General features: G+C 67.7%; 13 protein-coding genes. 8 read left to right on the top strand and 5 right to left on the bottom strand.

Translation table 11 applies throughout. From position 1 onward, the window contains the following. Positions 1-36 precede the first annotated feature (36 nt). Positions 37-789: an N-acetylmuramoyl-L-alanine amidase family protein gene (locus BST28156_RS17195; RefSeq protein WP_174902861.1), complete on the bottom strand. Its 753-nt coding sequence runs from the start codon at positions 787-789 to the stop codon at positions 37-39. 142 nt (positions 790-931) lie between these two features. Beyond that, on the bottom strand, positions 932-1,384 hold the full coding sequence (locus tag BST28156_RS17190; RefSeq protein WP_060245592.1) for a type II toxin-antitoxin system RatA family toxin: 453 nt from the start codon (positions 1,382-1,384) through the stop codon (positions 932-934). 183 nt (positions 1,385-1,567) lie between these two features. Between BST28156_RS17190 and BST28156_RS17185 the strand changes: the two genes are divergently transcribed. Together BST28156_RS17185 and BST28156_RS17180 are read left to right on the top strand one after the other, a co-directional pair. Beyond that, positions 1,568-2,608, top strand: a complete 1,041-nt coding sequence (locus BST28156_RS17185) for a bifunctional nicotinamide-nucleotide adenylyltransferase/Nudix hydroxylase (RefSeq protein ID WP_060245591.1) — start codon at positions 1,568-1,570, stop codon at positions 2,606-2,608. 74 nt (positions 2,609-2,682) lie between these two features. Further along, positions 2,683-4,116 carry a nicotinate phosphoribosyltransferase gene (locus BST28156_RS17180; RefSeq protein ID WP_174902860.1) on the top strand — a complete coding sequence of 478 codons (1,434 nt, stop codon included), beginning with the start codon at positions 2,683-2,685 and terminating at the stop codon, positions 4,114-4,116. A 43-nt stretch (positions 4,117-4,159) separates the two neighbouring features. On the opposite strand, the gene BST28156_RS17175 is transcribed toward BST28156_RS17180, so the two are convergent. Further along, entirely contained in the window at positions 4,160-5,092 is a 933-nt protein-coding gene (locus tag BST28156_RS17175; protein ID WP_174902859.1) for a LysR family transcriptional regulator, read from the bottom strand. Between the two features lie 119 nt (positions 5,093-5,211). On the opposite strand from BST28156_RS17175, the gene BST28156_RS17170 reads away from it, so the two are divergent. The 5 genes from BST28156_RS17170 to BST28156_RS17150 all read left to right on the top strand — a co-directional run bounded on the left by BST28156_RS17170 (position 5,212) and on the right by BST28156_RS17150 (position 10,924). Continuing rightward, on the top strand, positions 5,212-6,462 hold the full coding sequence (locus BST28156_RS17170) for a CaiB/BaiF CoA transferase family protein (RefSeq protein WP_174902858.1): 1,251 nt from the start codon (positions 5,212-5,214) through the stop codon (positions 6,460-6,462). After that, the gene (locus BST28156_RS17165; RefSeq protein WP_174902857.1) at positions 6,455-7,594 is read left to right on the top strand and encodes an acyl-CoA dehydrogenase family protein; all 1,140 of its coding nucleotides are present in this window, start codon (positions 6,455-6,457) and stop codon (positions 7,592-7,594) included. The genes BST28156_RS17170 and BST28156_RS17165 overlap by 8 nt, the downstream gene beginning before the upstream one ends. Positions 7,595-7,625: 31 nt before the next feature. Beyond that, complete coding sequence (locus BST28156_RS17160) at positions 7,626-8,375, top strand: electron transfer flavoprotein subunit beta/FixA family protein (RefSeq protein WP_174902870.1); 750 nt, start codon at positions 7,626-7,628, stop codon at positions 8,373-8,375. Positions 8,376-8,391: 16 nt separating this feature from the next. Further along, a complete protein-coding gene (locus BST28156_RS17155) occupies positions 8,392-9,324 on the top strand; it encodes an electron transfer flavoprotein subunit alpha/FixB family protein (RefSeq protein WP_174902856.1) in 933 nt (310 codons plus the stop codon). Between the two features lie 169 nt (positions 9,325-9,493). Then, positions 9,494-10,924 carry a purine-cytosine permease family protein gene (locus BST28156_RS17150; RefSeq protein WP_060241421.1) on the top strand — a complete coding sequence of 477 codons (1,431 nt, stop codon included), beginning with the start codon at positions 9,494-9,496 and terminating at the stop codon, positions 10,922-10,924. On the opposite strand, the gene BST28156_RS17145 is transcribed toward BST28156_RS17150, so the two are convergent. Continuing rightward, on the bottom strand, positions 10,846-12,357 hold the full coding sequence (locus BST28156_RS17145; RefSeq protein ID WP_060241420.1) for an aminotransferase-like domain-containing protein: 1,512 nt from the start codon (positions 12,355-12,357) through the stop codon (positions 10,846-10,848). The two genes, BST28156_RS17150 and BST28156_RS17145, sit on opposite strands and share 79 nt — an antisense overlap. Positions 12,358-12,485: 128 nt before the next feature. On the opposite strand from BST28156_RS17145, the gene BST28156_RS17140 reads away from it, so the two are divergent. Beyond that, entirely contained in the window at positions 12,486-13,373 is an 888-nt protein-coding gene (locus BST28156_RS17140) for a DMT family transporter (RefSeq protein ID WP_174902855.1), read from the top strand. An 88-nt stretch (positions 13,374-13,461) separates the two neighbouring features. Here the strand turns inward: BST28156_RS17140 and BST28156_RS17135 are convergent, their stop codons facing one another. After that, complete coding sequence (locus BST28156_RS17135; RefSeq protein ID WP_174902854.1) at positions 13,462-13,806, bottom strand: DUF3088 domain-containing protein; 345 nt, start codon at positions 13,804-13,806, stop codon at positions 13,462-13,464. Positions 13,807-13,837: the final 31 nt, after the last annotated feature.

Genomic DNA, 13,837 nt, shown 5'->3' with positions numbered 1-13,837 from the left:
GCTGGGTGAAAACCGTTGAAGCCGACGGGCGCGTCGTCACATCGGCGCCGTGCACGCGTCGATCCCGCCCGCGATCGCGGTGGACAGGCGCTGGATCGTTTCGCGCCGCGCGAGCCGCGCCTCCTCGTCGGGATTGACGATCACGCCCGCTTCGACGAGCACCGCCGGAATCGGCGCGGTGCGCAGCACGACGAGATCGTCGAAGCGATGGATGCCGAGTTGCGGATCGACCAGCGGGCGATTCTCGCCGCGAATCGGCTGCGCGTGATACAGCGACGGCCGTTCGCCGGCCGCGACCAGCCGCTCGGCGATCGCTTTCGCGCAACGCAGGCTGTCCGCATAGTGCGGATTGCGCTCCGACACGAATACCGCGAAGCCGCGGAATTCGCGCTGCCGACCCGCGTCGATGAACTGCTGCTGCATCGAGTCGTGATGGATCGACACGAACAGGTTCGCGTCGGGCGCCTGCGTCGAACGCTGGTCGAGCGCGATCTCGCGGCCGTCGGCCGACGTGCGCAGCACGCGGTCGCCGTGCGCGGCGAGCTTCTCGGCGACTGCCGCGGACAGGTCGAGGTTGTACAGGTACTCGACGCGTCCGCTCGCGCCGGTGGCGCCGGGGTGGGCCGGCGTGTGTCCGGTATCGACGACGATATAGCGCTGCGAGCCGGCCGGCGTGACGGCATCGGCCGCCTGCAGCGCCGGCGATGCGCCCAGCAGCGGCACGCATGTCAGCAGGTGCGCGGCGGCGCGCGCGAACGGGCGAAGGCGTCGGAGGGTTCGGTTCGTCATTGTTGTTGTCGAGGCGGGCATACGGCCGCGTCGAAGGGCGCGGTATCGTCGGCCTGCATGCGCAGTCGGAATGTCGCGCGATTATAGCGGGCGCCGGCTGCGGCGCAATGACGGCATCGCGGCGCGCGCGCTGCGCCGCCCGTCAGTGCGGCAGCGCTTCCGCCTCGGCCCAGCGCTTGAACGAATCGAGACGCCGGCGCGTCTGCATCAGATAGAACGCACCGATCAGCGGTTCGAGCAGCCAGCGCAGCCAGCCGGGCCGCGCGCGAAAGTGGTAGGTGAACTTGACCTCGGTCGAGCCCGGCGCGCGCTCGGTGAAATTCCAGCTGCCGCTGAAGCGCGCGAGCACCTTCGGGCCGTCGACCATCTCGACGGCCGCGACCTGCGGCGGCCGGTACGAGATATAGCGCGACACCATCGTCGCGCCCGAGTTGCTGCGGCAGAACGCATCGACGCCGACATCGGCGGCCGTGCCGTCGAGCAGGTACGCGTCGGCGAGGAAGCTGTCCCACACGAGCCGCCGTCCGTAATCCTGCGACCACGTGAACAGGCGGCGGCGATCGACGCCGACGATCCGGCTGACTGAGATCCTCATGATGGCGGGCGCTTTCGCGCGGACTGTGGATGCAATCGAGTGTAGCGCGGCGGTACCGGATATTTCTTTCAGACTTCGTCAAGTCGAATAGCCGCTCGATTGACGCATCTCGAAAAGAATCCTACGATACGCGTCATGCCTTCGGGACAGACCCGAAGCGTTTCAATCTCTTGAGGGAGCCTCATGAGTACGCAACAGAACCGGCGCTTCGACGCGCTCGTTTTCATCGGTCGTTTCCAGCCTCCGCATCGTGGTCACCTGAACGTGTTGAAATCGGCACTGAGCCGCGCCGAGCGCGTCTGCGTGCTGATCGGGTCGACCGACAAGCCCCGCACCGTCAAGGATCCGTTTTCGTTCGACGAGCGCCGGCAGATGCTGGCTTCGCTGCTCGACGCAGCCGAACGCGAGCGCGTGACGATCGCGCCCGTGCAGGATTCGACGTACAACGACGGCGACTGGGTGCGCTGGGTGCAGGATGCCGTCGCGTCCGCGCTCGGCGATGTCGCACAGCGCAAGGTCGGGCTGATCGGCCACGAGAAGGACGCGACCTCGTATTACCTGCGGATGTTCCCGCAATGGGAACTGGTCGACGTCGATGCGACGGAAGATATTTCCGCGACCGAGATCCGCGACCAGTATTTCGCCGAACGCACCAACAGCTTCGTGCAGTGGGCCGTGCCGGAACCGGTGTTCGGCTGGCTCGAACGCTTCCGCACGCAGCCGGAGTTCGTGCAGCTGAAGGCCGAGGCCGAGTTCATCGCCGCCTATCGCAAGGCATGGGCAGCCGCGCCGTACCCGGTCACGTTCGTGACGGTCGATGCGGTCGTCGTGCACTCGGGCCACATCCTGCTGGTGCGCCGGCGCAGCGAACCGGGCCGTGGCCTGTGGGCGCTGCCGGGCGGGTTCGTGAACCAGGACGAGCGGCTCGATGCGGCCTGCATCCGCGAGCTGCGCGAGGAGACCGGCCTGAAGCTGCCGGAACCGGTGCTGCGCGGCTCGATCAGGGATCGCCAGGTGTTCGATCATCCGACGCGCTCGCTGCGCGGCCGCACGATCACGCACGCATGCCTGTTCAATTTCCCGACCGGCGAGCTGCCGCGCGTGAAGGGCAGCGACGACGCCGACAAGGCGCGCTGGGTCCCGCTCAACGAATTCGCGCAGATGCGCAACGTGATGTTCGAGGATCACTTCGACATCGCGTATCACTTCCTGGGGAAGCTGTGATCCGCTGATTCCCCGCATTCCCGTCCGCCGCGACAGACGCGGCGGCATTCCAACGGCCTAGAGGAGCTCTAGCCATGCAAAACGATCTCGGCGGCTTTGCCGCGGTTCTCGCCAATCCGATTCTCAACACGGATTCGTACAAGGCTTCCCACTTCCTGCAATATCCGCCCGACGCGACGGCGATGTTCTCGTACGTCGAATCGCGCGGCGGACGCTACGACCGCACGCTGTTCTTCGGCCTGCAGATGCTGCTGAAGGCATATCTGTGCAAGCCGGTCACGCACGCGATGGTCGACGACGCGCGCGACTTCTTCGCGGTGCACGGCGAACCGTTCAACGAGGCGGGTTGGCGCTACATCGTCGAGCGCTACGACGGCTGGCTGCCCGTGAAGATCCGCGCGGTGCCGGAAGGCTCGATCGTGCCGGTGCACAACGTGCTGATGACCGTCGAATGCGACGATCCCGCCGTGTTCTGGCTCGCGTCGTATCTCGAGACGATGCTGCTGCGCGTGTGGTATCCGGTGACGGTCGCGACGCAGAGCTGGCACATGCGGCAGACGATCCGCCGCTTCCTCGAAAAGACCGACGACGATCTCGCGCAACTGCCGTTCAAGCTGCACGATTTCGGCGCGCGCGGCGTGTCGAGTGCGGAGTCGGCCGCGATCGGCGGGGCCGCGCATCTCGTCAGCTTCATGGGTTCGGATACGGTACTAGGCGTGCTGGCCGCGAACCGTTTCTATCGCGAGCCGATGGCCGCCTATTCGGTGCCGGCCGCCGAGCACAGCACGATCACGTCGTGGGGGCGCGAAGCCGAAGTCGATGCGTACCGGAACATGATCGCGCGTTTCGGTTTGCCCGGCGCGATCGTATCGGTCGTGTCGGATTCCTACGATTTGTTCGCCGCGCTCGACATGTGGGGCGGCGAACTGCGACAGGCGGTGATCGACTCGGGTGCGACGCTGGTCGTGCGGCCCGATTCGGGCGAGCCGGTGTCGATCGTGCTGCAGACGGTGCGCGCGCTCGATGCATCGTTCGGATCGACGTTGAACGGCAAGGGGCGGCGCGTGCTGAATCACGTGCGCGTGATCCAGGGCGACGGCATCGACGAGCAGTCGATCGGTGCGATTCTGGCCGCGCTCGACGATGCGGGCTACGCGGCCGGCAACGTGGTGTTCGGGATGGGCGGCGCGCTGTTGCAGCAGGTGAATCGCGACACGCAGCGTTTCGCGATGAAGTGCTCGGCGATCCGGCGCGACGGCGTATGGCACGACGTGTGCAAGGATCCGGTCACCGACCAGGGCAAGCGTTCGAAGAAGGGGCGGCTCACGTTGCTGCGCCATCGCCGCACCGGCGAGTACCGGACCGCGACGCTGCCTGTCGCATGGGACGATCGCGCGCTGGAGGGCGAGTGGGACGAAGCGCTCGAAACGGTGTTCGATACGGGGCGGCTGCTCGTCGACGCGTCGTTTGCCGAGGTGCGGGCGAGGGCGCACGCGGGCGAAGCATAAGCCGGGCTGCGAGGCGCGATGGCGCTTCGCGAAGCGCCGGACGTCACGATGCGGTTTGCCGTCCGGCCGATCGAATGCGCGTGCGCATCGCCTCGGCGACCGCATCGCGCACACAGGCCGCCGCGATTTCCGATGCGCGCGTGCGTGCGGCGCGCGCGAGCCGCGCGATCACCAGCGGCTGGATCACCGTCGATTCGCGGATCGGACATTCGACGACGAGCGGCGAGCGCGTGACGGCCGGGCTTTGCGTGATCAGCAGCGACACGCCGAGCCCGCTCGCGACCATCGCGCGCACGAGTTCGATCGACACGGCTCGATAGCGCACGTTCGGCGACAGCCCGCATTGCCAGAACGGCGCCATCAGGAAATCGCGGCTGTACGGCAGGTCGATCAGGATGAACGGCTGCGCCGCGAGATCGCGCAGCGAAATCGCGCGCTTGCGCTTCGCGAGCGCGGAGCCGGCCGGTACGAGCGCGTACGGCCGCAATTCGGCGAGACATTCGCGTTCGATATCTTCGGGCAGGCCGACGTCGTACATCAGTGCGAAGTCGATCTGCTGCTTGTGCAACGCGATGTCGAGCTGCGCGAGATCGCCTTCGACGAACCGGATCGCGAGCCGCGGATGGCGCTGTTGCGCGAGTTCCAGCACGCGTGGCAGATACACGGGCGCGATGGTGCTGAACACGCCGATCTGCACGACGCCGCCCGGTTCGTCGCCGACGTCGTCGGTCGCGAACGCGGACGCCGACGCGAGCAACTGGCGCGCTTCGGCAAGCTTGCGTTCGCCGAAATGCGTGAGCGTCATCCGCGTGCCGGCGCCGCGCGTGAACAGCGGATCGTCGAACAGCGCCTCGAGTTCGCGGATCGCGACCGATATCGACGGCTGCGACACATTGAGCCGGGCCGCGGCCGCGGTCGTGCTGCCGGCTTCGGCGGCCGCGACGAAATAGCGTAGCAGTCTCAGCGATAGCGCCATGTCGAACCCATATGAAAATCTTATAGGCGTTAATTTATTCCAGTATTTTATCTGATTGCCTCGCTCGACCAGAATCACCGCATCGGCCAACTTGGCCCGACCTTCAGGAGAAAGATGCCGTGACTGTGTCCAGGCTGCCGCTCGACGGCATACGCGTGATCGATTTTTCCCGGGTACTGGCGGGGCCGTTGTGTTCTGCGCTGCTCGGCGACCTCGGCGCCGACGTGATCAAGATCGAGCCGCCGGCGGGCGACGACTATCGCGCGATCGGCCCGTTCGCGAACGGCGAGAGCGGATTGTTCGGCGCGATGAACCGCAACAAGCGCAGCGTCGTGATCGACCTGAAGACCGACGACGGGCAGGCGCTCGCGCAAGCGCTGTGCGCGCAGGCGGACGTCGTCGTCGAGAATTTCCGGCCGGGCGTCGCCGAGCGGCTCGGGATCGGCTACGCGGCGCTGTCGGCGCGCGATCCGCGGCTGATCTACGCGAGCGTGTCGGGGTTCGGGCAGACCGGACCGGAATCGCGCCGACCCGCGTACGACATCATCCTGCAGGCGATGTGCGGGCTGATGGACGCGACCGGCGCACCGGACGGCGAACCGACGCTGGTCGGCGATTCGGTATCCGACGTAATCAGCGGAATCTTCGCGTCATGGGGCGTGCTGGCCGCGCTCGTCGCGCGCGATCGCACCGGCGCGGGCACGCATGTCGACGTGTCGATGTTCGACGCGACGCTGAACCTGACCGCGGCGCTGGTCGCACGCTATGCGACCACCGGCGTCGCGCAGCCGCGCGTCGGCAATCGCCATCCGACCTCCGCGCCGTTCGGCGCGTATCGCGCGGCGGACGGGCATTTCGTCGTCGCCGTGCTCAACAACAAGCTGTTCGGCCTGCTGGCTCACACGATAGGCCATCCGGCACTGATCGACGATCCGCGTTTCGCGTCCGATGCGTCGCGCTGCACGCACGAGGCGGCGTTGCGCGCGTGTATCGAGCAGTGGGCCGCGACGCGCTCGGTCGCCGACGTCAATGCGGCGCTCGGCGCGGCGGGCATTCCGGTCGCGCCGATCCGCAGCGTGCAGCAGGCGCTCGAGAGCGACCACGCGCACGTGCGCCGCGTGCTCGTCGAGACGGCCGCGGCCGACGGATCGACGATCCGGCTGCCCGCGCAGCCGCTGAAGTTTTCCGCCTATCCCGATACGCGCACGACACGCGCGCCGCAGCTCGGCGAACACACACACGCGGTGCTCGAACGCGTGCTCGGCCTCGACGATGCGGCGATCGCCGCGCTGGCGCAGGCCGGCGTCATCCACCCGGCGGCCGCCACGTCGCGCCAGACCAACATCCATCAGGAGATGAACGATGCTTAAACGACTCGGCGTCGGCGACGCCGACCTCGAAATTGCCGATGCGATCCGCCGCTTTGCGCAAGCCGAACTGGCGCCGCATGCGGCTCAGGTCGATCGCGACGAAACCTCGACGACGCGCTACGTACCGGCACTCGCCGAGCTCGGCGTGATGGGGATGAACCTGCCGGAGCGATGGGGCGGCATCGGCGCATCGCCGGCTGCGATCATCCTCGCGCTGGCCGAGATCGCGCAGGCCTGCGCGGCGACGTCGTCGATGATCGGCGCGCACTATCTGGCGACCGACTCGGTGCTGATCGGCGGCGACGACGCATTGCGCGCGCGCTACCTGCCGGACGCCGCGACCGGCGCGAAGCTCGGCGCGTTCGCGCTGACCGAACCGCAGGCCGGTTCGAACCCGGCCGGCATGACCACGCAGGCGGTGCGCGACGGCGACGCTTATCGCATTCGCGGCGTCAAGCATTTCATCTCGAACGCGGATGCGGCGCAGTTCATCGTCGTCTATGCGAAAACCGCGCCCGGTCTTGGCACGCGCGGGATCAGCGCATTCGTCGTCGATCGCGACACGCCGGGCGTGTCGGTGTCCGCGCCGGAAAAGCTGATGGGCATTCACGGCGCGCCCGCCCACGAAGTCGCGTTCGATTGCGTGGTGCCGGCGTCGAACCGGCTTGGCGACGAGGGCAGCGGCTTTCGCACCGCGATGAAGGTGCTCGACAACAGCCGCCTCGACGTCGCGGCGACGAGCCTCGGGATCGCGGAAGCGGCGCTTGGCGACGCGGTCGACTGGGCGAAGCAGCGCCACGTCGGCGGCGAACCGCTCGCGAACAAGCAGGGCTTGCAATGGCGATTCGCCGACATGAAGACGCAACTCGAAGCCGCATGGCTGCTCACGTTGCAGGCCGCCGCGCGGCGTGCGGCCGGCGAGCCGTTTACCGACCAGGCGTCGATGGCGAAGCTGTATGCATCGGAAATGGTCGCATTCGTGACCGACGCCGCGTTGCAGGTTCACGGCGGCTACGGCTTTACGCGCGAAATGCGGATCGAGCGCCTCGTGCGCGATGCGCGGATCCTGCGGATCTACGAAGGCTCGTCCGAGATCCAGCGCACGGTGATCGCACGCACGATGCTGGCGTGACGGCGAACGAAACGAGACAAGGAGACGAATGGTGAAGATTCTGGTGCCAGTGAAAAGAGTGGTCGATTACAACGTGAAGGTCCGCGTGAAGTCGGACAACACGGGCGTCGATATCGCGAACGTGAAGATGTCGATGAACCCGTTCGACGAGATCGCCGTTGAGGAAGCCGTGCGCCTGAAGGAAGCGGGCGTGGCGACCGAAGTGGTTGCGGTGTCGGTCGGGGTGGCCCAGGCGCAGGAAACGCTGCGCACGGCGCTGGCGATCGGCGCGGATCGCGCGATCCTCGTCGAGTCGAACGACGGCGTCGAGCCGCTGGCTGTGGCGAAGATCCTGAAGGCGCTGGTCGACAAGGAGCAGCCGCAGCTCGTGATCCTCGGCAAGCAGGCGATCGACGACGATTCGAACCAGACCGGCCAGATGCTGGCCGCGCTGGCAGGCCTGCCGCAGGCGACGTTCGCATCGAAGGTCACCATTGCCGACGGTAAGGCGACCGTGGCACGCGAAGTCGACGGCGGCGCGGAAACGCTGTCGCTGACGCTGCCGGCGGTGGTCACCACCGACCTGCGCCTGAACGAGCCGCGCTACGTGACGCTGCCGAACATCATGAAGGCGAAGAAGAAGCCGCTGGAAACGGTGAAGCCGGAAGACCTCGGCGTGGACGTCGCGCCGCGTCTGAAGACGCTGAAGGTGGCCGAGCCGACGAAGCGCGCGGCCGGTGTGAAGGTGCCGGACGTGAAGACGCTGGTCGAGAAGCTGAAGACCGAAGCCAAGGTGCTGTAAGAGGGAGCGGATAGAAATGACGATTCTGGTTATTGCGGAACACGACAACGCGTCGATCAAGGCCGCGACGCTGAACACGGTGGCGGCGGCGCAGAAGATCGGCGGCGACATTCACGTGCTGGTCGCGGGTCACAATGCGCAAGCGGCTGCGGACGCAGCAGCGAAGATCGCCGGCGTGGCGAAGGTGCTGCTGGCCGATGCGCCGCAGCTCGAAGCGGGCCTCGCGGAAAACGTCGAAGCGACCGCGCTGAACATTGCGAAGGACTACTCGCACATCCTCGCGCCGGCAACCGCGTACGGCAAGAACATCGCGCCGCGTATCGCAGCGAAGCTCGATGTCGCGCAGATCTCGGACATCACGGCGGTTGACAGTGCCGACACATTCGAGCGCCCGATCTACGCCGGCAACGCGATCGCGACGGTGCAGTCGAGCGACCCGATCAAGGTGATCACGGTGCGTGCGACGGGTTTCGATCCGGTCGCGGCCGAAGGCGGCAGCGCGTCGGTCGAGAAGATCGACGCGGCGGCAGACGCAGGCAAGTCGCAGTTCGTGAGCCGTGAAGTGACGAAGCTGGATCGTCCTGAACTGACGTCGGCAAGCATCATTGTCTCGGGCGGCCGCGGTCTGGGCAGCGGCGAGAACTACACGAAGGTGCTGGAGCCGCTGGCGGACAAGCTGTCGGCCGCACTCGGCGCCTCGCGCGCGGCAGTGGACGCGGGCTACGTGCCGAACGACTATCAGGTCGGCCAGACCGGCAAGATCGTCGCACCGCAGCTGTACATCGCGGTCGGCATCTCGGGTGCGATCCAGCATCTGGCCGGCATGAAGGATTCGAAGGTGATCGTCGCGATCAACAAGGATCCCGAAGCACCGATCTTCAGCGTCGCCGACTACGGTCTCGTCGGCGATTTGCACGAGACGGTCCCGGCGCTGACCGCGTCGCTCTGATTTCAACACCCGTTCAGGATCGGTCGATCCTGCGCGCGCCGCCGCATCGTTGCGACCGACGCGCGAACCACGCAAGGGACCGGGTCCGCGCCGACGACGAATCGCCGGCGGCGCGGCACGGGCACCGAGCGAACCTCAAGCGCAGTTTTCCACCGGTCAGGAGCCGAGCATGGAACGTACCGCTTCATCTGTCGCCAGTCCGTCGCTGATCGAGCGCCGCTCGATCGACTATATTCCCGAAGCCGAGCGCCACGGCAATCTCTTCAGTCAATTCACCCTGTGGTTCGGCGCGAACCTACAGGTCACCGCGGTCGTCGTCGGCGCGCTCGCGGTCGTGCTGGGCGGCGACGTGTTCTGGTCGCTGGTCGGCCTGCTGGCGGGGCAGCTGCTCGGCGGAGCGGTGATGGCGCTGCACGGTGCGCAGGGGCCGCAGCTCGGGCTGCCGCAGATGATTTCGAGCCGCGTGCAGTTCGGCGTGTACGGCGCGATCGTGCCGCTCGCGCTCGTCTGCGTGATGTATGTCGGCTTCTCGGCGGGCGGGACCGTGCTGGCCGGACAGGCGATCGCCGAGCTGCTGAACGTCGGCCGGCCGGCTGCGATCCTGATCTTCTCGGCGCTCGTCGTGTTGCTCACCGGCCTCGGCTACCGGACGATCCACGCGATGGGCCGCGTGTCGAGCATCGTCGGTTCGCTCGCGTTCCTGTACCTGTTCGCGAGCCTGCTGCACGGGCATGCATTCGGCGCGCTGCTCGCGAACCGGCATTTCACCGTTGCATCGTTCCTGCTCGCGGTGTCGCTGTCTGCGTCGTGGCAGATCGCATACGGGCCGTATGTCGCCGACTATTCGCGCTATCTGCCGAGATCGACGCCGCCCGGCAAGACCTTCGCGGCGGTGTTCTGCGGCACGGTAATCGGCGCGCAGGTATCGATGACGTTCGGCGTGCTGGCCGCCGCGCTGGCCGGCGACCGTTTCTCCGGCCACGAGGTGTCGTTCATCGTCGGCCTCGGCGCAACGGGTGCGATTGCCGCGGTGCTTTATCTGACGATCGCGCTGGGCAAGCTGACGATCACGACGCTCAACGCGTACGGCAGCGTGATGTCGGTTGCGGCGATCCTGACCGGCTTCGGCGGCCGCCGCGAAATCTCGCCGCGCACGCGAATCGCGTTCGTGCTGCTGACCGTCGCCGCGTCGAGCGGCATCGCGCTCGCCGGGCAGCACGATTTCCTGAAGGCGTTCTCGTCGTTCCTGCTGTTCCTGCTCGTATTCTTCACGCCGTGGAGCGCGATCAACCTCGTCGACTACTACTGCGTGACGCGCGAACGCTACGACGTGCCGGCGCTGTTCGAACCCGACGGCCGCTACGGTCGCTGGAACGTCGCGGGCATCGTCGTGTATGCGCTCGGCGTGCTCGTGCAGATGCCGTTTGTCGCGACCGGGTTCTATACCGGGGCGTGGGTCGATGCGCTGGGCGGCGTCGACGTGTCGTGGATCGTCGGCATCGTCGTGCCGGGCCTGCTGTACTACGCCGTGTCGCGCGGATCGCAGGCGAGCGTGCCGGACCGGCCGATCCTGCCCGAGTCGGCCGCCGATCTCGATTGACATGACGCGCCCGACGCGCGCGCCGCGTCCATCGCGCGCGCGAGCGCATCGAACACGGCCGGCCCCTTGCAGCGCGACACGTTGAAGCGCAGGTACGACGTCGCGCTGTGCGACGCGCTGAACACGTTGCCAGGGGCCAGCACGACGTCGTGGTCGAGTGCATGGCGCGCGACGCGCGCGGCGTCGAGCCCGTCGGGCAGCTGCGCCCATACGAACAGCCCGCCGCGCGGCTCGGTCCAGATCGCGAGCCCCGCGCGTGCGAGCCGCCGGATCGTTTCGCCCATCGCGTCCGCGAGGCGCGCGCGCAGGCTGTCGAGATGGCGCCGGTAGGTGCCGTCGACGAGCAGCCGATGCACGACGCTTGCGCCGATCTGCGCATGGCCGAACGACGTCGCGAGCTTCAGGTCGACGAGTGCGTCGATCCACTCGGGGCGCGCGGCGACATAACCGCAGCGGATGGCGGCCGACAGCGTCTTCGAGAAGCTGCCGATCGACACGACGCGCGACAGCCCGTCGAAGGCCGCGAGCCGCGGCGCAGGCGTGGTTTCGAAATCCGCGAAGATGTCGTCCTCGACGATCAGCAGTCCGTGCTCGGCCGCGAGCGTCAGCAGCCGATGCGCGACGGGCGGCGCGAGCGTCGCGCCGGTCGGGTTGTGCAGCGCCGCGTTGGTGATGTAAAGGCGCGGTCGATGCTCGACGAGCGTCTGTTCGAAGCGCGCGAGATCGGGCCCGTTCGGCGTGTACGGGACGCTGACGATCCGCGCGCGATGCGCGCGCAGCAGCGCGTGGAAGTTGAAGTAGCACGGATCGTCGAGCACGACCGTGTCGCCCGGTTCCAGCAGCAGGCGGCACACGAGATCGAGCGCCTGCGTGCCGCTGTCGGTCAGCATGATTTGCGCGGGCTCGGCATGGACGCCATGCTGCGCGAGCCGCCACGCAAGCTGCTGGCGCAGCGCGGGCAGGCCGGACGGCGTTGCGTAGTCGGTCAGCGCATCCGGTTCGTCGCGCGATGCGGCGCGCAGTGCGCGGCGCAGGCTCTCGTCCGGCAGCCACGACGCCGGCAGCCAGCCGCAGCCGGGCTTCACGGCGGTCGGCGCCGATTCGAGCGACTGGCGCGTGAGCCACAGCGGATCGAGTTCGCGATCGAGGCGCGGGCCGAGATCCGCGAGCGCGAGCGGCGGCGCGTGCCCGGACACGTAGAAACCCGATCCGCGCCGCGCGACCAGCACGCCTTCGCTCGCGAGCCGTTCGTACGCGTCGACGACCGTCGACTTCGACACATGCAGCGCGTCGGCCATCATCCGGATCGACGGCACGCGCGCGCCGGGCATCAGCGCGCGGCTCGCGATGCGCGCGCGCAGCGTGTCCATCACGGTTTCCACGCGCGTGCGCGACGCGGCGGGCGGAGTCGGGTTCGGGGCGGAGCGGGTCATGGCGGGCGATGAACTGTACGGCCGATTGTTCAGTACAGTTTGGCGAAATTGTATTGGGGTGTAGCTTACGCGCTTTTCGCGGGCGGCGGATCATCGGTCATCCCCCTATCACCCGTTCAGGATTTTCCGTGCAAAAGACGACCGACGGATGGCTCAGCGGTCTGCTGGGCGTCATCATCTTCAGCGGCTCGCTGCCTGCGACGCGGGTCGCGGTGCAGGGCCTCGACCCGCTGTTCCTCACGTTCGCGCGCGCGACGATCGCCGGCGCGCTCGGGCTGCTGCTGCTCGCGATGCTGAAGCAGAAGCGGCCGACGCGCAGCGAAGCCGTCTCGCTGCTGATCGTCGCACTCGGCGTCGTGGTCGGCTTTCCGCTGCTGACCGCGCTCGCGCTGCGGCACGTGACGTCCGCGCATGCGATCGTGTTCGTCGGGCTGCTGCCGCTGGCGACCGCGCTGTTCGGCGTGTGGCGCGGCGGCGAGCGACCGCGCGCGCCGTTCTGGGTGTTTTCGCTGATCGGCAGCGGCGCGGTCGCGCTATTCGCGCTGCGCAATGGCGGCCACGCGTCGGTGCTCGGCGATGCGCTGATGCTGGCCGCGATCGTCGCGTGCGGGCTCGGCTATGCGGAAGGGGCGCGGCTGTCGCGCGACCTCGGCGGCTGGCAGGTGATCTCGTGGGCGCTTGTGCTGTCGCTGCCGCTGATGCTGCCGCTCGCATGGATCACGCGGCCTGCGTCGTTCGACGGCGTCGATGCGACCGCGTTGTGGGGGCTCGCGTACGTGTCGCTGTTCAGCATGCTGATCGGCTTCGTGTTCTGGTATCGCGGGCTCGCGCTCGGCGGGATCGCAGGCGTCGGCCAGTTGCAGTTGCTGCAGCCGTTCTTCGGGCTGCTGCTCGCGGCAGGGCTGTTGCACGAAGCGGTGCCGGGGTCGATGGTGATCGTGACGGCTGTTGTCGTCGGGTGCGTGGCGGGCGCGAAGTATTTTTCGAAGGCGGTGCCGGTGCGGCGCGCGGGGTGAGGTGCGCGTGTGCGGGGCGACGCGTGCCGCGGATCGGGCGATCCACGGCACGCGTTACCGCCGGTGTTCGGCCGTCGGCGCGACGCGTTTAGGCTGCGTGCGCGACGCCATACTGTGACGACAGATACCTTCGGATGTCGGCCGGCGAATCGATGAAGTGCCGCCCGTTGTGCTCGCGCGTCGCGATCGTGCCGTCGGCGGGCATCCGGTCGCGGCCGAGCACCAGTACTGGCGCCGATTGGTTGTCCGCGCCGATCAGCGCGACGATCGGCTGGCGCGGCCGCGGCGCATCGACGTATTCGACGTCGACCGCATCGCGCAGCTGCGGATAGAAACTCAGCAGCCCTTCGACGGCAACCGAATCGCCGCAGTAGAACGGACCGTCGCTGTCCTTGAAGAAGCCGGGGCGCAGGATGAACAGGGTGTCTTTCATATGTGTCTCGCTGGAAGGTTGAGGTCGTACG

Source organism: Burkholderia pseudomultivorans (genome assembly GCF_902499075.1).
GTDB lineage: Bacteria > Pseudomonadota > Gammaproteobacteria > Burkholderiales > Burkholderiaceae > Burkholderia > Burkholderia pseudomultivorans.
This window is presented reverse-complemented; position numbering and strand designations above follow the sequence as displayed.

Bases quoted from the DNA above. Each gene is read 5' to 3' on its own strand.
- BST28156_RS17175 (WP_174902859.1), bottom strand. From the start codon at position 5,092: ATGGCGCTATCGCTGAGACTGCTACGCTATTTCGTCGCGGCCGCCGAA.
- BST28156_RS17180 (WP_174902860.1), top strand. From the start codon at position 2,683: ATGCAAAACGATCTCGGCGGCTTTGCCGCGGTTCTCGCCAATCCGATT.
- BST28156_RS17150 (WP_060241421.1), top strand. From the start codon at position 9,494: ATGGAACGTACCGCTTCATCTGTCGCCAGTCCGTCGCTGATCGAGCGC.
- BST28156_RS17135 (WP_174902854.1), bottom strand. From the start codon at position 13,806: ATGAAAGACACCCTGTTCATCCTGCGCCCCGGCTTCTTCAAGGACAGC.
- BST28156_RS17145 (WP_060241420.1), bottom strand. From the start codon at position 12,357: ATGACCCGCTCCGCCCCGAACCCGACTCCGCCCGCCGCGTCGCGCACG.
- BST28156_RS17190 (WP_060245592.1), bottom strand. From the start codon at position 1,384: ATGAGGATCTCAGTCAGCCGGATCGTCGGCGTCGATCGCCGCCGCCTG.
- BST28156_RS17185 (WP_060245591.1), top strand. From the start codon at position 1,568: ATGAGTACGCAACAGAACCGGCGCTTCGACGCGCTCGTTTTCATCGGT.
- BST28156_RS17195 (WP_174902861.1), bottom strand. From the start codon at position 789: ATGACGAACCGAACCCTCCGACGCCTTCGCCCGTTCGCGCGCGCCGCC.
- BST28156_RS17165 (WP_174902857.1), top strand. From the start codon at position 6,455: ATGCTTAAACGACTCGGCGTCGGCGACGCCGACCTCGAAATTGCCGAT.
- BST28156_RS17155 (WP_174902856.1), top strand. From the start codon at position 8,392: ATGACGATTCTGGTTATTGCGGAACACGACAACGCGTCGATCAAGGCC.